Source organism: Streptomyces sp. NPDC101132, assembly GCF_044759225.1.
GTDB lineage: Bacteria > Actinomycetota > Actinomycetes > Streptomycetales > Streptomycetaceae > Streptomyces.
The window spans coordinates 1-22,558 of the sequence record NZ_JBIVYX010000005.1 but is presented as its reverse complement, the minus strand read 5'-3'; the positions used below and the strand labels follow the sequence as shown (position 1 = coordinate 22,558).

Here is a 22,558-nt window from a genome sequence, read left to right as displayed (position 1 = left end):
TTTGTCCATTCCGTCGGTGTTAGCTTCGTGAGCTGACATCGGGGGTACACGAGCGGAGCAGGAGCGATGGGCCGAGCAGAAGCGCGACGCGCTCAGAAGCAGCGCGGGGCGCGACGGGCGCCGCGTACCCGGGGCCAGAAGACCGGCATACGCCGGTTCTTCACGTGGAAGAAGGTGCTCGGCACCCTCCTCGGGACCGTCCTCGTCGGCATGGGCCTGCTGATCGGCTTCTACTTCTACCTGCCGGTGCCGCAGCCCAACGACCAGGCGACCCTCCAGAGCAACATCTACCGCTGGTCCGACGGCTCGGTGATGGCGCGCACCGGCGAGGTCAACCGCGTCATCCTCTCCATCGAGCAGATCCCCCGGCCCATCCAGAACGAGTTCATCGCCGCGGAGAACATGTCCTTCGAGAAGGACAACGGCGTGGACGTGAAGGGCCTCGGCCGCGGTCTCCTCAACACCGTCACCGGCAAGGGCAAGCAGGGTGGTTCGACCATCACCCAGCAGTACGTCAAGAACTACTACCTGAACCAGGAGCAGACGGTCACCCGGAAGCTCAAGGAACTGGTCATCGCCCTCAAGGTCGACCGCAGCATGAAGAAGCCGGAGATCCTCGCCGGCTACATGAACACGAGCTACTACGGGCGGGGCGCGTACGGCATCCAGGCCGCGGCCCAGGCGTACTACGGCGTCAACACCGACAAGCTCACCCTGGAGCAGGGCGCCTACCTCGCCGCGCTCCTCCAGTCGCCCAACGGCTACGACTGGGCCATCGCCACCGAGCGCGGCAAGGCCTTCGCCAAGGAGCGCTGGAACTACGTCCTCGACAACATGGTCAAGATGGGCGAGCTGGACCCCGGCAAGCGCGCCGGCATGCAGTTCCCGGTCCCGATCAAGCCCAAGCCCGCCTCCGGCATGGACGGCCAGAAGGGCTACCTGATCCAGGCCGCCGAGGCGGAGCTGAACCGCCAGGGCATCACGGACGACCAGATCAAGGCCGGTGGCTGGGACATCACCCTCAGCATCGAGAAGAAGAAGCAGGCCGCCCTGGAGAACGCGGTCGAGGAGGAGCTGGAGTCCAAGCTCGACCGCAAGGGCCGCAAGGTCGACGCCGCGGTCCAGGCCGGCGCCACCTCCGTGGACCCGAAGACCGGCCGGATCGTCGCGATGTACGGCGGCCGGGGCCAGCAGGAGCACTGGATCAACAACGCGACCCGGCAGGACTACCAGCCGGGCTCGACCTTCAAGCCGATCGTGCTCGCCTCCGCCATCGAGAACGGCGCCACCACCCAGGACGGCCGCCCGATCGCACCGAACACCATCTACGACGGCACCAGCCGCCGCCCGGTGGTCGGCAGCGACACCCCCTTCGCCCCGCAGAACCAGGACGACCAGGACTACGGCAAGCGGATCACCGTCCAGAAGGCGACCAACTCCTCGGTCAACTCCGTCTACGCCCAGATGATCGTGGACGTCGGCCCCAAGACCGTGAAGAAGACCGCCCTGTCCCTCGGCATGAAGGACCGCGGCGCCTTCGTCGAGCGGCCCGCCATGGCCCTCGGCTCCATGCAGTCCACGACCGTCGACATGGCCGCCGTGTACGCCACCTTCGACAACCACGGCAAGAAGGTCACGCCGTCGATCGTCAAGGCCGCCAAGCACAGCGAGCGCACCTACGAGGAGCTCGAACCCATCGGCGGTCAGGTGCTCTCCCGCGCCACCGCCGACACCGTCACCAAGGTCCTCACCGGCGTGGTGCGCAACGGCTCCGCCAACGCGGTGTCCTCCAGCGCCTACGACGCCGCGGGCAAGACCGGTACCACCGAGTCCAACAAGGCCGCCTGGTTCACCGCGTACACCCCCGAGCTGGTCACGGTCGTCGCGATGTTCGGCGAGGAGCCCGGGACCGGCACCCAGGTCACGCTGACCGGCACCGCCGGCGGCGGCCGCGCGGGCGGTTCCAGCTTCCCGGCCGACATCTGGAAGGCGTACACGCTCGCCGCCCTGCGGGGCGTCAGCACGGACACCTTCGACCTGGAGGACGCCGACATGGGCCGCGTCGAGGACCCGGACCCCACGCCGAGCGCCAGCCGCTCCAAGAAGGACGACGACCCGAGCCCGTCGCCGAGCCGGTCCAGGAAGCACGACGACGACGGTCCCTCGCCCAAGCCGAGCAAGTCGGACAAGGACCCGGAGCCGACCCCCTCGAAGACGCGGACGAACAAGCCCAAGCCCGACCCGTCCCCGAGCGCCTCGGACGGCGACGGCGACAAGCCGGAGGAGGGCGGCGCGCGGCTCAGCGGCTGACCGCGCGGTACACGCCGAAGGGCGGCTCCCCTCGGGGAGCCGCCCTTCGGCGCGTACCGGCGGTGACGGGACCGTCCCGGCCCGGGATCCGGCCCGGCGTCAGGACCGGCCGCGCCCGCCCGGCAGCGGCAGCTCGAACCACACGACCTTGCCGCTGCTCAGCCGGGTCGCACCCCACCTGCGGGCCATCCGGTTCACCAGGAACAGCCCCCGGCCGCCCTCGTCGGTGTCCCGCGCCCGGCGCTGGCGCGGCAGCTGCGGCGAGTCGTCGCCGACCTCGCACCGCAGCACGTCCGTCCGCAGCAGCCGCAGCGTCACCGGCCGCTCGGCGTACCGCACGGCGTTCGTCACCACCTCGCTGACCAGCAGCTCCAGCGAGTCCGACAGCTCCTCCAGACCCCACCGCGACAGCGCGCGGCGGGCCAGCCGGCGGGCCCGCCCGGGGGCGGTCTCCTCCGGGTCGAGGAACCAGTACGCCACGTCGCTCGGCGCGATCCCGTCGAACCGGGCCGCCAGCAGCGCGATGTCGTCGTCCCGGTCGCCGGGCCCGAGCATGTCGAGCACGTCGTCGCAGAGCGCCTCCAGCGGCGGCGGGTGGTCCAGGCCCGTCAGCTGGGCGGTGGTGGCCAGCCGCTCGCGCAGCTGCTCGATGCCCGTCCACACGTCCCGCAGCCGCGACTCGACCAGGCCGTCCGTGTACAGCAGCAGGGTCGCCCCGGCGGGCGCGTCCAGCTCCACGGCCTCGAAGTCGACCCCGCCGACGCCGATCGGGGCGCCCGGCGGTACGCGGAGCACCTCGGCGCGGCCGCCGAGGTGGAGCAGCACCGGCGGCGGATGGCCCGCGTTGGCGATGGTGATCCGGTGCGAGACCGGGTCGTACACCGCGTACAGGCAGGTCGCCATGCGGTCCGAGCCGAGTCGCTGCGCCTGCTCGTCCAGGTGGTGCAGCACCTCGGCGGGGGGCAGGTCGAGCTGGGCCAGGGTCTGCGCGGTGGTGCGCAGCTGGCCCATGATCGCCGCGGAGGTCATGGAGTGGCCCATGACGTCGCCCACGACCAGGGCGACGCGGCTGCCGGGCAGCGGTATGGCGTCGTACCAGTCGCCGCCGACCCGGGCCGTCTCGGCCGCCGGGAGGTAGCGGGAGGCGAGCCGTACGCCCGTGGGCTGCGGCAGGCTGTCCGGCAGCATGGTGCGCTGGAGCTCGTCCGCGATGTACGCCTCGCGGCCGTACAGCACGGCCTTGTCGATGCCGAGGGCGGTGTGCGTGGCCAGCTGGGCCGCCACCAGCAGGTCGTTCTGCTCGAAGGCGGGCCGGTCGGGCCGGCGCAGGAACACGGCGGCCCCGATCACCCGGCGCCGCCCGCGCAGCGGCGCCAGGATGGCCCGCTGCCCGCGCGGTACGGGGTGCTCGGCGCCCAGCAGCTCCGGCAGCGCGGCCCGCGCCGCGGGGGCGGAGCCGAACACCGGGCGGACGCCGCGCAGCACCTCGGCCAGGGCGCCGCCGGGCTGGATCTCGCACAGCTCGGCCGCCGGCAGGTCCCCCTGGGGGCCCAGCAGCGGCAGCTGGCTGAAGTCCAGCTCGGGCGAGGTGCCGTCCGGGGCGGCCGTCTCGGTGAGGTCCTCGATGGGCCGCAGGCGGTCGGTCCGGCGCAGCCTTAAGACGACGGGGCCGACCGGGCGCTCGTCGCCGACCGGGAGCGGATCGCGCAGGTAGACCAGGATCGCGTCCGAGAAGGTCGGGACCGTGGCCCGGCACAGGCCCAGGACGATCTCGTCGAGGTCGATGCCGCGCGCGATGCGGCGGGTGGCCGCGCCGACGAAGCGGAGCCGGTCGCCCTCGCGCCGGGCCACGGCGGTGGGGTCGGTGCCCGCGGCCGGTGCGCCGGTGCCGCCGGCGGCGTCCGCCGTGCCGGGCGCGGCCGCGGGAGCGGCGGGCGCCGCCGGGGTGCCCGGGGCGGCGGCGCCGGACGCGGTGCCGGTGGCCGGGGCGTGGCGGGCTCCCGGGATGCCCTCGGCGCCCGGTGCCGCGCTGCGGGTGGCCTGGCGGGAGGGGGCCGGCGCCTTGTCGTGGCCCTCGGGGTCGGCCGACGCGGTGGCGGAGGTGCGCGGGCCGGGACCGGTGCCCGTGCTCGTACCGGAGGAGCCGGCGGCGGGCCGGCCACCCGGCTGCGCGGGCACGCCGAGACCGCCCGGGGCGTGGTTCGCCGCCGCGCTAGCCGCTGCCCCGGCACCCGGCTGCGGGCCCTCGTGAGAGGTGGGGTACTCCGTCACGCGTGGAATTCCGTCCGTTTGCGCTCGATGTGCGCTGCACACAACTCGGTCAGTCGCGGTATACCCGCTCAGCGGCACGGGCACCGTCGCCCGTCAAACCCGCTCCCCGCTCGTTACCTCTCGCTCGGTTCGGTGACTCCTGGTCAAGTCCTGCGCACAGTATGAGAATTACGGAAGTGCAGCCTTGCGGAGGACGATCCTACGTTTGAACCCCGGGGGCGCATCAAGGGTCTCATGAGGTCATATGCGCCGGGGTCCGGTCCCAGTCCTCCGGGAGGGCCGGGACGGCCCAGCGCGGATCGGGGCGCCAGTCCTGCCAGCGGTCGGAGAACGGCCGCCCCCACGCCGTGATCAGGTCGACCGCCGCGCGGCCCGCGTCCCGTACCCGCGCCGCCTGCGCGGGGTCCATCAGGCCGGACCGCTGGGCCTGGGCGAACTCGTCCTCGTCGCGCCACTTCCAGCTGTGGTCGGGGTAGACGGAGATGTCCAGGAAGTGGTCCTCGGAGTCGACGCCGCCGGACCAGCGGACCCGGGGCTCCTCCAGGTTCACGTACCAGCTCTTGAACTCCCAGTCGTGGTCCCAGAACAGCCAGACGGACCAGGGGTCGCCGGGCCGGGCCAGCTTCAGCACGCCGGCGCCCCACCACTTCGAGCGGACGGTGGTGCGGGGCGCGGTGTAGCGGGTGGCGAGCGGCTCCTCGTGGACGGGGGTGCCGTCGGCGAGCACCGGCTTGACGCATTCGGTGCCCGGGGCCATCCAGACGGCGAGGAGGTCGGCGGTGTCCTGCACCACGGTCACCGGCCGGCAGATGTGGACGTGCCCCTTCAGGCCGGGGGCGTTGTCGCGGTAGCGCCAGAGGATGTGGTCCCCGGGTGCCCAGTGCGCTTCCCCGGGCGCGCCGTGCGCGGTGCCTGCCGTACCTGTCATGCGCAGATCTTAGGGGCGGGCGCGCCGGGACCGCTGCGGTGCAGGTCACGGACGTAAATCGGCTGGATTTCGACGGTGCGCCGGGGTGTCGCGGAACGGGTTCCTCCGGCGGTCCGCGCCGGGGCCCGCGACCGGCTCCGGCCCGGGTCCGACCCTGGTCGGGGCCGGGGTCGGGGCCGGGGCCGGAGCCGGGCGGGGCGCGGTCAGGGGCGGGTCATGCGCAGGACGTCGAGGGCCTCGTCGAGCTGTTCGAGACTGAGGTCGCCCCGGTCCACGTAGCCGGATTCGAGCACGACCTCACGGATGGTCTTCCGTTCCGCGAGCGACCGCTTGGCGACCTTGGCGGCCTCCTCGTAGCCGATGTACTTGTTGAGCGGCGTGACGACCGAGGGCGAGGACTCGGCGTACTCGCGGGCCCGCTCGACGTTGGCGGTGATCCCGTCGACGGTGCGGTCGGCCAGCAGGCGGGCGGCGTTGCCGAGCAGCCGGACCGACTCCAGCAGGTTCTTCGCCATCACCGGCAGCATCACGTTGAGCTCGAAGTTGCCGGCCGCGCCCGCCACGGCCACGGTCGTGTCGTTGCCGGTGACCTGTGCCGCGACCATCAGCACCGCCTCGGGCACGACGGGGTTGACCTTGCCGGGCATGATCGAGGAGCCGGGCTGGAGGTCGGGCAGATTGATTTCGGCCAGTCCGGTGCGCGGTCCCGAGGACATCCAGCGCAGATCGTTGGCGATTTTGGTGAGCGACACGGCGATCGTCCGCAGTTGTCCGGAGGTCTCGACGAGCGCGTCGCGGGCGCCTTGGGCCTCGAAGTGGTCCCGGGCCTCGGTCAGCGGCAGGCCGGTGGCGGCGGCGACCTCGGCGATCACGGCCGCGGAGAAGCCGGGCGGGGTGTTGATGCCGGTGCCCACGGCCGTACCGCCGAGGGGGAGTTCGGCGAGCCGGGGGAGCGAGCTGCGCAGGCGCTCGATCCCGTACCGGACCTGGGCGGCGTACCCGCCGAACTCCTGGCCGAGGGTGACCGGGGTGGCGTCCATGAGGTGGGTGCGGCCGGACTTCACGACCTCGGCGAACTCCGCGGACTTCCGCTCCAGGGCCTCGGCGAGGTGGGCCAGGGCCGGGACCAGGTCCTTGGTGACCGCGGCGGTGGCGGCGATGTGGATGCTCGACGGGAAGACGTCGTTGGAGCTCTGTGAGGCGTTGACGTGGTCGTTGGGGTGGACCGGCCGGCCCAGGCGCTCGGCGGCGAGGGTGGCGATCACCTCGTTGGTGTTCATGTTGGACGAGGTGCCCGAGCCCGTCTGGAACACGTCCACCGGGAACTGGTCGTCCCAGCGGCCCTCCGCGACCTCCTCGGCGGCCGCGGCGATGGCGTCCGCCATGTCCTGATCCAGCACCCCCAGGCGGGCGTTGACCGTGGCCGCGGCGGCCTTCACGCGGGCCAGCGCGGCGATGTGCCGGGCTTCGAGCCGCTGTCCGGAGACGGGGAAGTTCTCCACCGCCCGCTGGGTCTGCGCACGCCACTTGGCCTGCGCGGGGACCCGTACCTCGCCCATGGAGTCGTGCTCGATCCGGTGGTCGCCGGTGGGTTGATCGTCAGTCATGTCCTGTGCCTCCCACAAAAGTTGAGCAGTTGTCTTGTTCGAAGTATTCCCAAGTCCCCTACTGGCCAGTAAATACCGTGGGTAACACTGACACCGGGGAGGCGTTCCATGGCGCGTACCACACCCAGAATCAGATCTACCGTCGCGGCGTTCGCGGCGTTCGCGGCCGCTCTCGGCGGCGTGTCGGCCATCACCCCGACGGCCCAGGCGGCCACTCCCGCCTCAGCCATCACACCCCTCTCGCCCGAACTGGAGGCCGTCCGCGCCGCGGAGGCCACCCGCATCTACGGCGACCCGGCCATCCGCCCGATGGCCGACCGCAAGACGGGCCTGATCTCGCTCGGGGACAGCGAGATCTCCGGCGAGGGCATCGGCACCTACGACCCGGCGACCAACACCTCGTCCAACCAGTGCCACCGCTCGCCCGACACCGCCATCCACCGCACCGGCATCGCCGCGGACCTCACCTTCAACGTGGCCTGCTCGGGCGCCTACACCGGCAACATCCGCATCGGCGGCTCGAAGCAGTACGCCGACGAGCTCGTCCAGAGCGACAGCCTCGCGATCAAGGCCCGCAACACCCGCATCAAGATGGTCCTGCTGGTCGCCGGCGCCAACGACGACCTGCAGTTCGGCCCGGTCATGACCGACTGCGTCACGCGCTGGGTGCTCAGCCAGGGCACCTGCGAGCCGAAGTACGCCCCCGGCTGGCAGGCCAGGGTCGACGGCCTCCGCCCCAAGGTCGAGGCCACCGTCGCCGACCTGCGCACGGTCATGCGGGACGCGGGCTACGCGGACGCCGACTACAAGCTCGTGGTCATGGGCTACCCGAGCCCGATCGGCCCCGACTTCCACGACAACCCGTACTTCCCCGGCAAGCTGCCCGGCGGCTGCGCCGGCTACGACTCCGACGCCACCTGGGGCCGCAACTACGCCGTGCCGACGTTCGAGAAGGGCATGCGGGCGGCGGCCAGGGCGTCGGGCGCGGTCTACCTCGACAACTCCCGCCTCTTCCACGGCCACGAGGTCTGCATGGAGGACGCCTGGGCCCGCGGCCTCTACCTGGACCTCGGCGACCACTTCCCGTGGGACGAGAACACCGCCCGCCAGTCCTTCCACCCGAACCAGCGGGGCCACGGCGCGTTCGCGTCCTGCCTGACCCAGCTCTACGACTCCGGACTGCGCGAGGCGAGCTGCGCCGACCCGGGCTCCACCGGCACCCCCGTCCTGCAGCCGCTGGCCTGGGACGACGCGTTCAAGCCGCTGAGGAACGAGGCCACCGGCAGCTGTCTGGACGCCAACGGCGGCGCGAGCGCCAACGGCACCAAGGCCATCGGCTGGGACTGCCACGGCGGCCGCAACCAGGGCTGGTGGTACGACCCGGCCCGCAAGTCGGTGCACGTCGAGCTGACCCACGACCGCTGCCTCGACGTCACGGGCGCCAACTACGCGGCCGGGACGCCGCTGGTCCTGTGGAACTGCCACGGCGGCGCCAACCAGAAGTTCACCCGCGACGGGTCCACCTACCGCCCCGCGGCGGCCCCGTCGATGTGCCTCACCCTGGCCGCCCCCAAGGACCAGCTGAAGCTCCAGCCCTGCAACGGCTCGGCCGCGCAGCGCTTCGCGTAACCGCCACCCGTCACACCCCGCACCCCCCACAGCCCCGGCCGGTGACCCTCCGGCCGGGCGTTGTGCTTTCCGGGGTCCCGGGGGCGCCGAGGGGGCGCGCAAGGCTCGCCGGGCGCGTGCGCGGGGTGCGGCGGACAATGAAGGAGGCTCGGGGGCCGGACGGGGTAAGCCTGACGCCCAGGAGGCAGTACATGTCCCGCAGCTACAGGAGACTCGGCACGCTCGGGGCCTGCGTGGCCGCCGCCGTCGCCCTCGGCTTCCCGGCGCCGGCATCCGCCGCCGTGGCCGACTTCACGATCTACGCCAAGGAGGTTCCGAGCGCCGGGGAGAGCCCCGGCAACGAGGAACCCGAGGTCGGCCAGAACTTCGCCTTCGCCGACGACCTCTACCGCGAGAAGGGCGGCTCGGCCATCGGCCGGGACGGCGGCAGCTGCACCGTCGTGCGCGCCGGGTCGGGCAACGGTCCGAGCGACATGCAGTGCGTCGGCACGCTCACCCTCAACGGCGGCCCCGGCGGCCAGCTCGCCGTCCAGGCGCTCGTCTCGGTCAACCCCGACGACGAGGCCCTGCCGTCCTTCGACGGCGCCATCACCGGCGGCACCGGGGACTTCAAGGACGCCCGCGGCTACATCCGCTTCTCCGACGGGGGCGACGGCTACCAGAAGATGGAGCTGCACTTCTTCCGCTGACGGCGGGCGCCGGGCGCTCACCGCCCACCACCGGCCGCGGGGCCCCGCCCGGGGCCCCACGACCGCGGCACGGCTCAGCCCAGACCGGGACCGCGCACCGGGATGTGGGTGAACGTCGGCTCCGGAGCGGGGTTCTGGAAGAAGTCGTTGCCCTTGTCGTCGACCACGATGAAGGCCGGGAAGTCCTCGACCTCGATCTTCCAGACGGCCTCCATGCCGAGCTCCTCGTACTCCAGGACCTCGACCTTCTTGATGCAGTCCTGGGCCAGCCGCGCCGCCGGGCCGCCGATGGAGCCCAGGTAGAAGCCGCCGTGCGTGCCGCACGCGTCCGTCACCTGCTGCGAGCGGTTGCCCTTGGCCAGCATGACCTTCGAGCCGCCCGCCGCCTGGAACTGGGCGACGTACGAGTCCATGCGGCCGGCCGTCGTCGGACCGAAGGAGCCGGACGCGTACCCCTCGGGGGTCTTCGCCGGGCCCGCGTAGTAGACCGGGTGGTCCTTCAGGTACTGCGGCATCTCCTCGCCCGCGTCCAGCAGCTCCTTGATCTTCGCGTGCGCGATGTCGCGCGCGACGACCAGCGGGCCGGTCAGGGACAGCCGGGTCTTCACCGGGTGCTTGGTCAGCTCGGCGAGGATGTCGTCCATCGGCCGGGTCAGGTCGATCTCGACCACGTCACCCGACGAGTCGAGGTGCTCGTCGGTGGTCTCCGGCAGGAAGCGCGCCGGGTCCTTCTCCAGCTGCTCCAGGAAGACGCCCTCCGCCGTGATCTTGGCGACCGCCTGGCGGTCGGCCGAGCAGGAGACGGCGATGGCCACCGGCAGCGAGGCGCCGTGCCGCGGCAGGCGCACCACGCGCACGTCGTGGCAGAAGTACTTGCCGCCGAACTGGGCGCCGATGCCGATCTTCTGCGTCAGCTCGAAGACCTGCTGCTCCAGCGCCTCGTCGCGGAAGCCGTGGCCCAGCACCGAGCCCTCGCGCGGCAGTTCGTCCAGGTAGTGCGCCGACGCCAGCTTCGCCGTCTTCAGCGCGTGCTCGGCCGAGGTACCGCCGACCACGATGGCCAGGTGGTACGGCGGGCAGGCCGCGGTACCCAGCGAACGGATCTTCTCCTCCAGGAACTTCATCATGGACGCCTCGTTGAGGACGGCCTTGGTCTCCTGGTACAGGAACGACTTGTTGGCCGAGCCGCCGCCCTTGGCCATGAAGAGGAACTTGTACGCGCCGCCGTCGGTGGCGAACAGCTCGATCTGCGCGGGCAGGTTCGAGCCGGTGTTCTTCTCGTCCCACATGGTCAGCGGGGCCATCTGCGAGTACCGCAGGTTGAGCTTGGTGTAGGCGTCGTAGATGCCGCGCGAGAGGGCCTCCTCGTCGCCGCCCTGGGTCAGGACGTTCTGGCCGCGCTTGCCCATCACGATCGCCGTGCCGGTGTCCTGGCACATCGGCAGCACGCCCGCCGCCGCGATGTTCGCGTTCTTCAGCAGGTCCAGCGCCACGAACTTGTCGTTCGACGACGCCTCGGGGTCGTCGATGATGCGGCGCAGCTGCGCGAGGTGCTCGGGGCGCAGGTAGTGCTGGATGTCGTGGATCGCCTCGGCGGCCAGCAGGCGCAGGGCCTCCGGCTCGACCTTGAGGAACGTACGGCCGTCGGCCTCGAAGGTGGAGACACCCTCGGAGGTCACCAGTCGGTAGGGCGTGTTGTCCTCTCCCAGGGGGAGCAGATCGGTGTACGCAAACTCTGGCATCGTTACCGCGGCCATTCCTCACTCGGCAGATGCGCTGACGTCCGTTGGCAGCGCAGTAGACCAGCCTAGAACCTCCTCCGGGAGTCCTGTATGTGAGGTAAGGCTCACTCGGCAGTATCGCGATCTATCGCGTCTCGCTATGCTGGGCCGGTGGACCTCGAAAAGCACCCCGCCGCCGCACCCGCCGATCCGGCCGCCGCGATCCGGGCCTCGGACGCCGACCGCGACCGCATCGCCCTCGTCCTCGCCGACGCGCTCGCCGAGGGCCGCCTGACCGCCGAGGAGCACTCCGAGCGCCTCGACGCGCTCTACGCCCGCAAGACCGTCGGCGAGCTGGAGGCGCTGGTGCGCGACCTCCCCGGCCCGCACGCCCAGGCCCCGGCCCCCGCCCCCGCCGTCCCGCACTACGCCCCGGCGCCGCCCTACGGCGGTCAGCCGGAGACGCTGCTCGCCGTGTGCTCCGGCGCCACCCGCAAGGGCCGCTGGCGGCCCGGCGCCCGCACCCGCGCGGTGAGCGTCATGGGCGACGTGACGATCGACCTCTCCGAGGCCGTGTTCGAGCAGCAGGTCATCGAGATCAGCGCGACGGCCGTGCTCGGCAGCGTCGAGATCAAGGTCCCGGAGAACGTGACGCTGCGCGGGCACGGCAGCGGCGTCCTCGGGAACTTCGAGGTCGCGGACCACGAGGGGACGGACCCCGGGGCCCCGGTCGTGATCGTCCGCGGCTTCGCGCTGCTCGGCAGCGTCGAGGCCAGGCCCAGGCGCGGGCACCGGCTGGTCGACCTGGCCGACCGGCTGCGGAAGCGCCTGGACACCTGACCTGCGGAGGACCGGCGAATTCCGGTCACTTCGTGCCGGATAACGGGCGCCACGGCGGCACGCAGTGCTTAGGGGCACGCACAGCGGGTAGGGACTGTCGCATCGTCTCTCGCTCGCGAATCCGTCGTCAGGAGTAGACCGTGCTTCAACCGCCGCATCAGTCCCTGCAGGTAGCCGCAATGCCGTCGGTTCCGGCCCCGCGGGTGCCAGCCAGGGAAGAGGACGGCCCATGGCATTCGGAGGCGGTCTGCCGCCGGGACGAGGCGGGACTCTTCTTCGCGCCCTCAAAGGAGCCGACGGCCGCCCGGCTGTCCCGGGAGGAGGCCGCGAAGCGCGTCTGCGCGCGGTGTCCCGTGATGGTCGCCTGCCGTGAGCACGCGCTGCTCCAGCCGGAACCGTACGGCGTGTGGGGCGGCCTGACCGCCGCCGAGCGCCGCGTGGTGCTGGCCAGGCGGCGCCGCCGGGCGGCCGAGCTGCGCCAGGCGCCGGGCGCCGGACCGATAGCGGCCGCGGGCTGACGTACGTACGCGGACACGCACGCGCGTACCGCGGGCATGGCAAAGGGGCGGTCCCCCGCACAGGGACCGCCCCTTGCCGTGCCGCCCCGGCCCTGCCGGGGTGTACCGCTACTGCGCGCGGTCGAAGTCGATGGCGCTGTACGCGCGCAGCTTCGACAGGCGGTGGGTGGAGTCGATCTGCCGGATCGTGCCGGACTTCGAGCGCATCACCAGCGAGGACGTGGTGGCGGTCTCGGAGCGGTAGTGCACGCCCCGGAGCAGCTCGCCGTCGGTGATGCCGGTGGCGACGAAGAAGACGTTGTCACCGGAGACCAGGTCGCCGGTGTGCAGGACGCGGCCGAGGTCGTGGCCGGCGTCGAGGGCCTTCTGGCGCTCCGCCTCGTCCTTGGGCCACAGCTTGCCCTGGATCGTGCCGCCCAGGCACTTTATGGCGCAGGCCGAGATGATGCCCTCGGGCGTGCCGCCGATGCCCATCAGCAGGTCGACGCCGGTGCCCTCGCGGGCGGCCATGATCGAGCCGGCCACGTCGCCGTCGGAGATGAACTTGATGCGGGCGCCGGTCTCGCGGATCTCCTTGACGATGCCCTCGTGACGGGGGCGGTCCAGGATGACGACCGTGATGTCCTCGACGGCCATGCTCTTGGCCTTGGCCACGCGGCGGATGTTGACGGAGACCGGGGCGTTGATGTCGACGAAGTCGGCGGCCTCGGGGCCGGTGACCAGCTTCTCCATGTAGAACACCGCGGACGGGTCGAACATGGTGCCGCGGTCGGCGGCGGCCAGCACGGCGATGGCGTTGGGCATGCCCTTGGCGTTGAGCGTCGTACCGTCGATCGGGTCGACCGCGATGTCGACCTCGGCGCCGGTGCCGTCGCCGACCCGCTCGCCGTTGAACAGCATCGGGGCCTCGTCCTTCTCACCCTCACCGATGACGACGACGCCGTTCATCGAGACGGTGGAGACGAGGGTGCGCATGGCGCGGACCGCCGCGCCGTCCGCGCCGATCTTGTCGCCGCGACCGACCCAGCGGCCGGCGGCCATGGCTGCGGCCTCGGTGACCCGGACGAGCTCCAGGGCCAGGTTGCGGTCGGGGGCCTCGGGGGAGACCTCGAGCTGGGGCGGCAAGTTGTGCTCGGTCATCGGAGCGCACCTTTCTGTACGACGACGGCCGGAAAGAGAAGAGGGTCCTGCGACTCTATCGGTAGGCCGATAGATTGAGCAGAGGGGGGCACGTATGAGCGGCATATCGGTATCCGCTTGGTATGTGCCCGCTTTGTCCCGTCTCTTTGCGCCACCCTGCCGATGATCGCTCCAGTGGATGGGGGACGATGGTCGCGTGGCAGGTATGAAAGGCAAGCAGACCATCTGGGACATGGTGCGGTCGCTGGCGGTGATCGGCGCCGTCGTGGCCCTCATCTACGTGTTCGTCCCGCATGACGAGGACGCCGACCCGACCAGGGTGGTGGACTACCGGGTGGAGCTGATCACGGCCCGGCGCGCGGCGCCGTACCCGGTGGCGGCGCCCCAGGGGCTGTCGGCGGACTGGCGCGCGACCTCGGTGACGTACGAGCGCAGGAACGCCAACTCCTGGCACCTGGGCTTCCTCGACCCGGACGGCCAGTACGTGGCCGTCGAGCAGTCGACCGAGGAGCCCCGCAAGTACGTGCCGCGGGTGACCCAGCGGGCGGAGAAGACCGACGCGACCCGGTCCCTGGGCAACGCGACCTGGCAGGTGTGGGAGGGCGCGAAGTACAACGCCCTGGTCCGCGAGGAGCAGGGGCACACCACGGTGGTGACCGGCACGGCGCCCGTCGACCGGCTCGCCGCGATGGTGCAGGCGCTGGAGGCGAAGAAGGGCTGACGCCCGCCGCCCGCGCCGGCGGCGTCCGCCGCCGGACGAGCGAAAGAGGCCGCCCCCGGAATTCCGGGGAGCGGCCTCTTGTCGCTTCGGGGGAGGCCCGGGCTCAGCGGCCCGGGCCGTCGGTCGTCAGACCGTGGTGACGACGTCGTCGTACGCCAGGCGCGGGGAGCGCGGGAACCAGGCGTCCTCGCCCGGCTTGCCGATGTTGACGACCATCAGCGGGGTGTGGTCGGCGTCCAGGAACTCCTTCTGCACGCCGCCGAAGTCCAGGCCGGTCATCGGGCCGGCGGCCAGGCCGGCGGCGCGGATGCCCACGATGAAGTAGGCGGCCTGCAGGGCGGCGTTCAGCAGCGCGGACTGCTCGCGGACCGGGCGCTCGGCGAAGAAGACGTCCTTGGCCTGCGGGAAGTGGGGGAGGAGCTGGGGCAGCTCGTCGTGGAACTCGTTGTCCGCGGAGAGGATCGCGACCAGCGGGGCGGTGGCGGTCTTCGGCTGGTTGCCCTCGGCCATGTGCTTCACGAGGCGCTCGCGGGCCTCGGCGGAGCGGACCAGGGTGATGCGCAGCGGCGTCTGGTTGAACGCCGTCGGGCCGAACTTGACCAGGTCGTAGATCGCCTGGATCTGCTCGTCCGTCACCGGCTCGTCCGAGAACGTGTTGGCGGTGCGGGCCTCGCGGAAGAGGAGGTCCTGGGCGGCGGGGTCAAGAACGAGGGACATCTGGATGCCTTCCATACGTGCTGGTCGAAGCGACGTGAACGACTCTACGACCAGATAGATGAAATTTCAACTAACTGGTGGTTCGTAGTTCAACGAACGGCATCAACCTGCGCACGCAGGTTCCTATTCCCCGGCCCCCGGTCCGCCGGAATCCGTACCGCCACCCTCACGCCCCTCCCGCGCGGCGAGCGCCGAGTCCAGCCGGGCCCGGGCCCCCTCCAGCCAGTGCCGGCAGACCTGCGCCAGCTCCTCGCCCCGCTCCCACAGGGCCAGGGATTCCTCCAGTGAGGTGCCGCCCGCCTCCAGGCGGCGCACCACCTCGATCAGTTCGTCGCGGGCCTGCTCGTAGCCCAGTGCCGTCTCCGTGCCGGTGTCCGTCTCGGCCATCCGTGATCATCCTAGATAGGTAGTGTGGCGGAAGGATTGCGTGTGTACGAATAACTAAGGTCGAATTCAAGGGACTTGAGACGGTGCGCAAGCCGCGGTTCGAGCCCGCGGCCGGGACCCCGCCGGACGCAGCCGTCAGCTGCCGGGCCCGTCCCCGCCGGGCTCCCCGTCGCCGGACGCCTCGCCACTGCCGGGCGCCCCGTCCCCGCCGGACGCCCCGTCCCCGCCGGGCGCCCCGCCCCCGCCGGGCTCCCCGGCCACCCGTACGGCGAACTCGCCCTCGGCCACCCGCGCCCTCAGCGGCTCGTCCGCCCCCACCTCCGAAGGCGACCGCACCACGTGCCCGTCGGCCCGCTGGAGCACCGCGTACCCCCGCTCCAGGGTCGCCGCCGGCGAGAGCGCCACCACCCGGGCCCGGGTGTGCGCCAGCTCCGAGTCCGCCCGGTCCAGCAGGTGCCCCAGCGTCCGGCGGCTCCGCGCGAGCAGCGCCGCGACCTGCTCCTCCCGGTCCTCGACCATCCGCTGCGGGTGCACGAAGACCGGCCGCGCCAGCGCGTGCGCCAGCCCCCGCTCCTCCCGGTCCAGCAGGCCGCGTACGGAGCGCAGCGCCCGGTCGCGCAGCATGCCCACCCGGTCCAGCTCCTCGCCCACGTCCGGCACCACCTTCTTCGCGGCGTCCGTCGGGGTGGACGCCCGCAGGTCCGCGACCAGGTCCAGCAGCGGCGAATCCGGCTCGTGGCCGATCGCCGACACCACCGGCGTACGGGCCGCCGCGACCGTGCGCACGACCTCCTCGTCCGAGAACGGCAGCAGGTCCTCCACACTGCCCCCGCCACGGGCCACGATGATCACGTCGACCTGGTCGATCGCGTCCAGCTCCTTGACCGCCCGCACCACCTGCGGCACCGCGTGCACCCCCTGCACCGCCACGTTGCGCACCTCGAACCGCACCGCCGGCCACCGCCGCCGCGCGTTCTCCAGCACGTCCCGCTCGGCCGCCGACGCCCGGCCCACCACCAGCCCGATCAGCTGCGGCAGGAACGGCAGCGGCCGCTTGCGGTCCAGCGCGAACAGCCCCTCGGCAGCCAGCGAGCGCTTGAGCTTCTCCAGCCGCGCCAGCAGCTCCCCGATGCCCACCGGCCGTATCTCCGTGGCCCGCAGCGACAGCTGGCCGCGCACCGCGTACCACTGCGGCTTGGCCAGGACCACGACCCGCGCCCCCTCCTGCACCACGTCGGCGACCTCGTCGAAGACCTCGCGGTAGCAGGTCACGCTCACCGAGATGTCGTGCGACGGGTCGCGCAGCGTCAGGAACACCACCCCCGCGCCCGGGCGGCGGTTGAGCTGGGTGATCTGCCCCTCCACCCACACCTGGCCCAGCCGCTCGATCCAGCCCCCGATGAGCCGGGACACCTGGCCGACGGGCAGCGGCGCCTCGGCCGACGTATTCAGACCCATGCAGGCAGGCTAACGGCCCGGGCCGACAGGGCCGCCGACCTCCGGGCCGCGCCGCCCCCGCTGCACCACCAGCACCACCAGACCCACGGCCAGCCACACCGCCCCCACCAGCTGCGCCGTCCACGCCGCCTCGACGATCACCGCCACCGTCACGCCCGCACCCAGCACCGGCACCAGCACGTGCCGCCACCAGCTGAAGCCGCCCTCCCCGCGCCGCACGACGAACCAGCCCACCACCGACGCGTGCAGCAGCGTGAACGCCACCAGCGCCCCGATGTCCACCACGGACACCAGGTGGTCCAGCCCGTCGTCGCGCCGGGCCGCCCACACCGCGGCGGTCAGCGTCACCGCCGCCGCCACCAGCAGCGCCGGCCGCGGCACCCCGCCCGACGTACGCGCCAGCGCACCCGGCAGCCGCCGCTCCCGCGCCATCGCGAACAACAGCCGCCCCGCCGCGGCCTGCCCCGCCAGCGCCGCGAACGCCGCCCCCACCGCCTTGCTCACCGCCACCAGATCGCGCAGCCACGACCCCACCGACGCGTCCACCGTGTCGTAGAAGGCCGACCCCTGCCGCGCCGGCTCCGCGGCCAGCTCGGCCGACGACACCGGCTCCAGCAGCGCCGCCAGGTACGTCTGCGCGATGAACAGCACCCCCGTCATGCCCAGGCAGAACAACAGCGCCCGGGCCACCCGCGCACTGCCGCCCGTCACCTCCTCCGCGAACGAGGCGATCGCGTCGAACCCCAGGTACGACAGCACCGCGACCGACACCGCACCCAGCACCGCACCCGCCGAGAAGCCCAGCGACCCGTCCCCGGTCAGCGGCGAGAGCCAGCCGCGCTGCGCACCGTCCCGCACCAGCACCGACACGGCGGCCACCAGGAACACCAGCAGGACCACGATCTCCACGGCCAGCACCACGAAGCCCACCCGCGCGGCGACCCGTACCCCCCACAGGTTCAGCAGGGTGGTCACCACCACGGCCAGCGCCGTCCACACCCAGCGGGACACCTCCGGCACCAGCGCGTGCATCGCGATGCCGGAGAAGAGGTACGCCACCGCCGGGATCAGCAGGTAGTCGAGCATCGCCATCCACCCGGCGACCAGCCCCGGCCCCTCGCCCAGCCCCTTGCGGGCGTACGTGAACACCGACCCGGCCTGCGGCGCGACCCGCACCATCTGCGCGTAGCTGAAAGCGGTGAACCCCATCGCCACCGTGGCGACCAGGTACACCAGCGCGACCGCACCGTGCGAGCGGGCGTCCAGGGTGCCGAAGACGCCGACCGGCGCCATCGGGGCGATGAACAGCAGCCCGTAGACCACCAGGTCACGGAAGCCGAGGTTCCGGCGGAGTCCGCCCCGGTCCGCGTCCAGCTCCTGCGCCGCCGTCATGCTTCCTCCACGAGCCGCCCGTACCCGCCGCGCCCGCCCCCGGGCCCCCCGGCCGGAAGACGATCTTCAGCCACCAGTCTGGGGCATGGGCACGATCTTCGGCCCCCGCTGGACGGCCTTACGATGGACCGCATGACTGCTCCCGCTTCCCGCCGTGTCCTGCTCGCCGCCCCTCGTGGCTACTGCGCGGGCGTGGACCGTGCCGTCATCGCCGTCGAGAAGGCCCTCGAGCAGTACGGCGCCCCCGTGTACGTGCGCCACGAGATCGTGCACAACAAGTACGTCGTGCAGACCCTGGAGAAGAAGGGCGCGATCTTCGTCGAGCGGACGGAGGAGGTGCCCCCGGGCAACATCGTGATGTTCTCCGCCCACGGCGTGGCCCCGGTCGTCCACGAGGAGGCCCGCCAGGGCCGGCTCGCGACCATCGACGCGACCTGCCCGCTGGTCACCAAGGTGCACAAGGAAGCGATCCGCTACGCCAACGAGGACTTCGACATCCTCCTCATCGGCCACGAGGGCCACGAGGAGGTCATCGGCACCTCCGGCGAGGCCCCCGACCACATCACCATCGTCGACGGCCCGCACGACGTCGAGAAGGTCACCGTCCGCGACGAGTCCAAGGTCGTCTGGCTCTCCCAGACCACCCTGTCCGTCGACGAGACCATGGAGACCGTCGACGCGCTGAAGACCAAGTTCCCGCTGCTGGTCTCCCCGCCCAGCGACGACATCTGCTACGCCACCTCGAACCGCCAGGCCGCCGTCAAGAAGATGGGCGCCGACGCCGACCTCGTGATCGTCGTCGGCTCGAAGAACTCCTCGAACTCCATCCGCCTCGTCGAGGTCGCCCTGGACGCCGGCGCCCGCGCCGCCCACCTGGTCGACTTCGCCCGCGAGATCGACGAGGCCTGGCTGGAGGGCGTCACCACCGTCGGCCTCACCTCCGGCGCCTCCGTGCCGGAGGTCCTGGTCGAGGAGGTCCTGGAGTGGCTCGCCGCCCGCGGCTACGCCGACGTCGAGCTGGTCAAGACGGCCGAGGAGTCCATCACCTTCTCGCTGCCCAAGGAACTCCGCCGCGACCTGCGCGCCGAGGCGGCGGACCTCGTCGCCGGCGAGTAGCCGCCGCCCCCGGCGGACCGGCCCCCCGTACGGGTGAGGGCCGGCCGCCGACGGGTACGGGCGCGCCGCGCCCCGTACGGTGATCCCATGCAGATCTTCGGCGTGGACATCGGCGGATCCGGCATCAAGGGCGCTCCCGTGGACCTGGACCGCGGCGACCTGGCGCGCGAGCGCCACAAGGTCCTCACCCCGCACCCGGCCACCCCCGAGGCCGTGGCGGACGGCGTGGTCGAGGTGGTCTCGCACTTCGGCTGGTCGGGCCCGGTCGGAGTGACCTTCCCCGGCGTCGTCACCGACGGCATCACCCGTACGGCCGCCAACGTCGACCAGGGCTGGGTCGACCTCGACGCACGCGCCCTGCTCTCCGCCCGCCTCGGCGGCCTCCCGGTCACCGTCCTGAACGACGCGGACGCCGCCGGCGTCGCGGAGATGACCTTCGGGGCCGGCCGCGGCCGCACCGGCACGGTCATCCTCCTCACCCTCGGCACGGGCATCGGCAGCGCCGTCTTCACCGACGGACGGCTGGTGGCCAACACCGAGCTGGGACATCTGGAGCTGCACGGCCACGACGCCGAGAAGAAGGCCTCCACCCGCGCCAAGGAGGACGAGGACCTCACCTGGGAGAAGTGGGCCAAGCGGGTGCACCGGTACCTGGCGCACGTGGAGATGCTGTTCTCGCCCGAGCTGTTCATCATCGGCGGCGGCGTCAGCCGCAAGGCCGACAAGTTCCTGCCGCTCCTGGAGGGCATCAGGGCCGAGATCGTGCCGGCCACCCTCCAGAACAACGCGGGGATCGTGGGCGCGGCGATGGCGGCCAGGCGGTCCGCGGCGATCTGACCGGTACGGCGGTCTGCTCGGCACGGTCCCGGCGATCTGACCGGTACGGCGATCTGACCGGTACGGGCCCTACGGGCGCCCGGGCCGGTGCGGCAGGCGCCGCCGACCCACCAGCACGGCCTTCCGGACCACCACGATCAGCGCGGCGACCAGCGTCCCGGCGTACAGCCAGCCCGCGTGCAGCGCGAGGGCGGTCACCACCCCCATCAGCTGCCCGCCCAGCCCGCCGGAGCCGCCCGCGATCGGCCAGACCCCGGTGGCGAAGGCGATCGGCACGGCGATCGGCGCGGTGATCAGGTCGGCCGGCCGGACCCACAGGGCGGTCGCGGCGGCCACGGGCAGGAACAGCAGCCCGTAGGCGAGCATCGAACCGTCGAAGAGCAGCCAGTCGAACCCGGCGACCAGCGCCATCGCCGCACACGCGAACAGCCCGCCGCCCAGCCCCGTCAGCCGGGGCCGCGGCAGCCTGCGCAGCAGGGGCACCGCCCGGCCCGCCGAAGGACGGGGGCGCGGCCGCGCCTGCGGCGGCAGCGGCGAGGGCCGCCGCGCCTGCTGTCGCTGAGGGTGATACGGGGATCGCGTCCTGTGTTGCTCCACCCCCCAAAACTAGGCGGCGGGGACCCCGTATCCCCCCTGGACACGTCGACCGGCGGGCATCGGAACGTAAACTGTCCGGTGGCCCGTCTCCGGGCCGGGTGTCCATACCCCCCTCCAGCTCACGGGAAGTCGCCAACGTGTCGCTCACGATCGGAATCGTCGGCCTGCCGAATGTCGGCAAGTCGACCCTGTTCAACGCCCTGACCAAGAACGACGTGCTGGCGGCCAACTACCCGTTCGCCACCATCGAGCCGAACGTCGGCGTCGTCGGCGTCCCGGACCCGCGCCTGGCCGTGCTGGCCGGCATCTTCGGCTCGGCGAAGGTCCTCCCGGCCACCGTCGACTTCGTCGACATCGCCGGCATCGTCCGCGGCGCGAGCGAGGGCGAGGGCCTGGGCAACAAGTTCCTGGCGAACATCCGCGAGTCGGACGCGATCTGCCAGGTCATCCGCGCCTTCAAGGACGAGAACGTCGTGCACGTCGACGGCAAGGTCTCCCCGAAGGACGACATCGAGACGATCAACACCGAGCTGATCCTCGCCGACCTCCAGTCCATCGAGAAGGCGGAGCCGCGCCTGACGAAGGAGTCCCGCCTCCAGAAGGACAAGGTCGCGGTCCTGGCCGCGGTCGTCGAGGCGCGCAAGATCCTCGAAGAGGGCCACACCCTCTTCTCGAAGGGCATCACCAAGGGCACGGAGCAGGGCGACCTCCTCCACGAGCTGCACCTGCTCACCACCAAGCCCTTCCTCTACGTCTTCAACGTCGACGAGGACGAGCTGACGGACGACGCCTTCAAGGCCGAGCAGTCCGCCCTGGTCGCGCCGGCCGAGGCGATCTTCCTGAACGCCAAGCTGGAGGCGGACCTCGCCGAGCTGGACGACGAGGAGGCCCTCGAACTCCTCCAGTCCGTCGGCCAGGAGGAGCCGGGCCTCGCGACCCTGGGCCGCGTCGGCTTCGACACCCTGGGCCTGCAGACCTACCTGACGGCCGGCCCGAAGGAAACCCGCGCCTGGACCATCAAGAAGGGCGCCACCGCCCCCGAGGCGGCCGGTGTCATCCACACCGACTTCCAGCGCGGCTTCATCAAGGCCGAGGTCATCTCCTTCGCGGACCTGGTCGAGTGCGGCTCGGTCGCCGAGGCCCGCGCCAAGGGCAAGGCCCGCATGGAAGGCAAGGACTACGTCATGCAGGACGGCGACGTCGTGGAGTTCCGCTTCAACGTCTGACCCGCCACCAGCACCCGGAGGGGCCGGCTCCCAGGAGGAGCCGGCCCCTCCGCCGCACCCGGGCTGCCGAAGTTGACACCGCGGCGGCCGCTCCGTAATGTTCTCCGAGTTGTCCGACGTGAGCACCGACCCCGGTCGGCCCCGGACAGCCCTTCCGCAAGATCACAGAAGCCGACGGTGCTTTTCCGCGCCGTTCTGCTTTCGCGCGTTCTTGCGAAAAATGCGGAATCCGCATCGGAAGGCCGGCGGGATCCGCCCGATTAGCGTCGGGGGCAGGGAATCCGCTAAAGTCTCACTCGTCGGAACGGCCCAACGGCCGGGAAGACAAATCCCGCTGACTGGGAATCAGACGCCGAAAGGATCTGATAGAGTCGGAAACGAAGGAAGCGCCCGGAGGGCCCGGAAACGGGAACAAAGGAAGCGACCGCACCTTGAGAACTCAACAGCGTGCCAA

At 71.9% G+C, this 22,558-nt stretch carries 19 protein-coding genes; 9 read left to right on the top strand and 10 right to left on the bottom strand.

Annotation, left to right across the window (positions count from 1 at the left end; genetic code table 11):
- Window positions 1–66 precede the first annotated feature (66 nt).
- Complete coding sequence (locus ACIQUR_RS12940) at window positions 67–2,310, top strand: transglycosylase domain-containing protein (protein WP_403662776.1); 2,244 nt, start codon at window positions 67–69, stop codon at window positions 2,308–2,310.
- A gap of 99 nt (window positions 2,311–2,409) precedes the next feature.
- Here ACIQUR_RS12940 and ACIQUR_RS12935 read toward each other — a convergent pair whose 3' ends face one another.
- The 3 genes from ACIQUR_RS12935 to ACIQUR_RS12925 form a co-directional block, all read right to left on the bottom strand.
- A complete protein-coding gene (locus tag ACIQUR_RS12935; protein ID WP_403662773.1) occupies window positions 2,410–4,581 on the bottom strand; it encodes a SpoIIE family protein phosphatase in 2,172 nt (723 codons plus the stop codon).
- A 232-nt stretch (window positions 4,582–4,813) separates the two neighbouring features.
- Window positions 4,814–5,509: a DUF402 domain-containing protein gene (locus ACIQUR_RS12930; RefSeq protein WP_403662770.1), complete on the bottom strand. Its 696-nt coding sequence runs from the start codon at window positions 5,507–5,509 to the stop codon at window positions 4,814–4,816.
- A 203-nt stretch (window positions 5,510–5,712) separates the two neighbouring features.
- On the bottom strand, window positions 5,713–7,116 hold the full coding sequence (locus tag ACIQUR_RS12925; protein ID WP_403662767.1) for a class II fumarate hydratase: 1,404 nt from the start codon (window positions 7,114–7,116) through the stop codon (window positions 5,713–5,715).
- Window positions 7,117–7,224: 108 nt separating this feature from the next.
- Here ACIQUR_RS12925 and ACIQUR_RS12920 point away from each other — a divergent pair, with 108 nt between their 5' ends.
- Together ACIQUR_RS12920 and ACIQUR_RS12915 are read left to right on the top strand one after the other, a co-directional pair.
- Complete coding sequence (locus tag ACIQUR_RS12920; RefSeq protein WP_403662764.1) at window positions 7,225–8,745, top strand: ricin-type beta-trefoil lectin domain protein; 1,521 nt, start codon at window positions 7,225–7,227, stop codon at window positions 8,743–8,745.
- A gap of 191 nt (window positions 8,746–8,936) precedes the next feature.
- Complete coding sequence (locus tag ACIQUR_RS12915) at window positions 8,937–9,434, top strand: hypothetical protein (RefSeq protein WP_403662761.1); 498 nt, start codon at window positions 8,937–8,939, stop codon at window positions 9,432–9,434.
- Between the two features lie 74 nt (window positions 9,435–9,508).
- Here ACIQUR_RS12915 and ACIQUR_RS12910 read toward each other — a convergent pair whose 3' ends face one another.
- Window positions 9,509–11,176, bottom strand: coding sequence for a fumarate hydratase (locus ACIQUR_RS12910; RefSeq protein ID WP_403662758.1), 1,668 nt, complete (start codon window positions 11,174–11,176; stop codon window positions 9,509–9,511).
- 150 nt (window positions 11,177–11,326) lie between these two features.
- Here ACIQUR_RS12910 and ACIQUR_RS12905 point away from each other — a divergent pair, with 150 nt between their 5' ends.
- Both ACIQUR_RS12905 and ACIQUR_RS12900 read left to right on the top strand, forming a co-directional pair.
- The gene (locus ACIQUR_RS12905) at window positions 11,327–11,995 is read left to right on the top strand and encodes a DUF1707 domain-containing protein (protein ID WP_403662755.1); all 669 of its coding nucleotides are present in this window, start codon (window positions 11,327–11,329) and stop codon (window positions 11,993–11,995) included.
- A gap of 140 nt (window positions 11,996–12,135) precedes the next feature.
- The gene (locus ACIQUR_RS12900; protein ID WP_403662752.1) at window positions 12,136–12,513 is read left to right on the top strand and encodes a WhiB family transcriptional regulator; all 378 of its coding nucleotides are present in this window, start codon (window positions 12,136–12,138) and stop codon (window positions 12,511–12,513) included.
- Between the two features lie 108 nt (window positions 12,514–12,621).
- Here the strand turns inward: ACIQUR_RS12900 and glpX are convergent, their stop codons facing one another.
- Window positions 12,622–13,653 carry a class II fructose-bisphosphatase gene (gene glpX, locus ACIQUR_RS12895; protein WP_399954567.1) on the bottom strand — a complete coding sequence of 344 codons (1,032 nt, stop codon included), beginning with the start codon at window positions 13,651–13,653 and terminating at the stop codon, window positions 12,622–12,624.
- Between the two features lie 205 nt (window positions 13,654–13,858).
- Between glpX and ACIQUR_RS12890 the strand changes: the two genes are divergently transcribed.
- Window positions 13,859–14,374: a DUF4245 domain-containing protein gene (locus tag ACIQUR_RS12890; RefSeq protein WP_403663897.1), complete on the top strand. Its 516-nt coding sequence runs from the start codon at window positions 13,859–13,861 to the stop codon at window positions 14,372–14,374.
- Between the two features lie 126 nt (window positions 14,375–14,500).
- Here ACIQUR_RS12890 and ACIQUR_RS12885 read toward each other — a convergent pair whose 3' ends face one another.
- The 4 genes from ACIQUR_RS12885 to ACIQUR_RS12870 all read right to left on the bottom strand — a co-directional run bounded on the left by ACIQUR_RS12885 (window position 14,501) and on the right by ACIQUR_RS12870 (window position 18,328).
- Window positions 14,501–15,091, bottom strand: coding sequence for a malonic semialdehyde reductase (locus tag ACIQUR_RS12885; protein ID WP_403662750.1), 591 nt, complete (start codon window positions 15,089–15,091; stop codon window positions 14,501–14,503).
- Window positions 15,092–15,214: 123 nt separating this feature from the next.
- Window positions 15,215–15,478, bottom strand: coding sequence for an exodeoxyribonuclease VII small subunit (locus ACIQUR_RS12880; protein ID WP_403662747.1), 264 nt, complete (start codon window positions 15,476–15,478; stop codon window positions 15,215–15,217).
- Between the two features lie 135 nt (window positions 15,479–15,613).
- Window positions 15,614–16,936, bottom strand: a complete 1,323-nt coding sequence (gene xseA, locus ACIQUR_RS12875; RefSeq protein WP_403662744.1) for an exodeoxyribonuclease VII large subunit — start codon at window positions 16,934–16,936, stop codon at window positions 15,614–15,616.
- Between the two features lie 9 nt (window positions 16,937–16,945).
- Window positions 16,946–18,328, bottom strand: a complete 1,383-nt coding sequence (locus ACIQUR_RS12870) for an APC family permease (protein ID WP_403662741.1) — start codon at window positions 18,326–18,328, stop codon at window positions 16,946–16,948.
- A 123-nt stretch (window positions 18,329–18,451) separates the two neighbouring features.
- Here ACIQUR_RS12870 and ACIQUR_RS12865 point away from each other — a divergent pair, with 123 nt between their 5' ends.
- Window positions 18,452–19,444: a 4-hydroxy-3-methylbut-2-enyl diphosphate reductase gene (locus ACIQUR_RS12865; RefSeq protein WP_403662738.1), complete on the top strand. Its 993-nt coding sequence runs from the start codon at window positions 18,452–18,454 to the stop codon at window positions 19,442–19,444.
- Between the two features lie 87 nt (window positions 19,445–19,531).
- On the top strand, window positions 19,532–20,281 hold the full coding sequence (gene ppgK / locus ACIQUR_RS12860; RefSeq protein WP_403662735.1) for a polyphosphate--glucose phosphotransferase: 750 nt from the start codon (window positions 19,532–19,534) through the stop codon (window positions 20,279–20,281).
- Window positions 20,282–20,350: 69 nt separating this feature from the next.
- Here the strand turns inward: ppgK and ACIQUR_RS12855 are convergent, their stop codons facing one another.
- Entirely contained in the window at window positions 20,351–20,878 is a 528-nt protein-coding gene (locus tag ACIQUR_RS12855) for a DUF6542 domain-containing protein (RefSeq protein ID WP_403662732.1), read from the bottom strand.
- A 137-nt stretch (window positions 20,879–21,015) separates the two neighbouring features.
- On the opposite strand from ACIQUR_RS12855, the gene ychF reads away from it, so the two are divergent.
- Window positions 21,016–22,104 (top strand): redox-regulated ATPase YchF, encoded by a 1,089-nt coding sequence (gene ychF / locus ACIQUR_RS12850; protein ID WP_403662729.1) that lies wholly within the window; start codon window positions 21,016–21,018, stop codon window positions 22,102–22,104.
- Window positions 22,105–22,558 lie beyond the last annotated feature (454 nt).

Bases quoted from the DNA above. Each gene is read 5' to 3' on its own strand.
- ppgK (WP_403662735.1), top strand. From the start codon at position 19,532: ATGCAGATCTTCGGCGTGGACATCGGCGGATCCGGCATCAAGGGCGCT.
- ACIQUR_RS12870 (WP_403662741.1), bottom strand. From the start codon at position 18,328: ATGACGGCGGCGCAGGAGCTGGACGCGGACCGGGGCGGACTCCGCCGG.
- glpX (WP_399954567.1), bottom strand. From the start codon at position 13,653: ATGACCGAGCACAACTTGCCGCCCCAGCTCGAGGTCTCCCCCGAGGCC.
- ACIQUR_RS12920 (WP_403662764.1), top strand. From the start codon at position 7,225: ATGGCGCGTACCACACCCAGAATCAGATCTACCGTCGCGGCGTTCGCG.
- ACIQUR_RS12930 (WP_403662770.1), bottom strand. From the start codon at position 5,509: ATGACAGGTACGGCAGGCACCGCGCACGGCGCGCCCGGGGAAGCGCAC.
- ACIQUR_RS12890 (WP_403663897.1), top strand. From the start codon at position 13,859: ATGAAAGGCAAGCAGACCATCTGGGACATGGTGCGGTCGCTGGCGGTG.
- ACIQUR_RS12885 (WP_403662750.1), bottom strand. From the start codon at position 15,091: ATGTCCCTCGTTCTTGACCCCGCCGCCCAGGACCTCCTCTTCCGCGAG.
- ACIQUR_RS12925 (WP_403662767.1), bottom strand. From the start codon at position 7,116: ATGACTGACGATCAACCCACCGGCGACCACCGGATCGAGCACGACTCC.
- xseA (WP_403662744.1), bottom strand. From the start codon at position 16,936: ATGGGTCTGAATACGTCGGCCGAGGCGCCGCTGCCCGTCGGCCAGGTG.
- ACIQUR_RS12910 (WP_403662758.1), bottom strand. From the start codon at position 11,176: ATGCCAGAGTTTGCGTACACCGATCTGCTCCCCCTGGGAGAGGACAAC.
- ACIQUR_RS12865 (WP_403662738.1), top strand. From the start codon at position 18,452: ATGGACCGCATGACTGCTCCCGCTTCCCGCCGTGTCCTGCTCGCCGCC.
- ACIQUR_RS12940 (WP_403662776.1), top strand. From the start codon at position 67: ATGGGCCGAGCAGAAGCGCGACGCGCTCAGAAGCAGCGCGGGGCGCGA.
- ACIQUR_RS12880 (WP_403662747.1), bottom strand. From the start codon at position 15,478: ATGGCCGAGACGGACACCGGCACGGAGACGGCACTGGGCTACGAGCAG.
- ACIQUR_RS12915 (WP_403662761.1), top strand. From the start codon at position 8,937: ATGTCCCGCAGCTACAGGAGACTCGGCACGCTCGGGGCCTGCGTGGCC.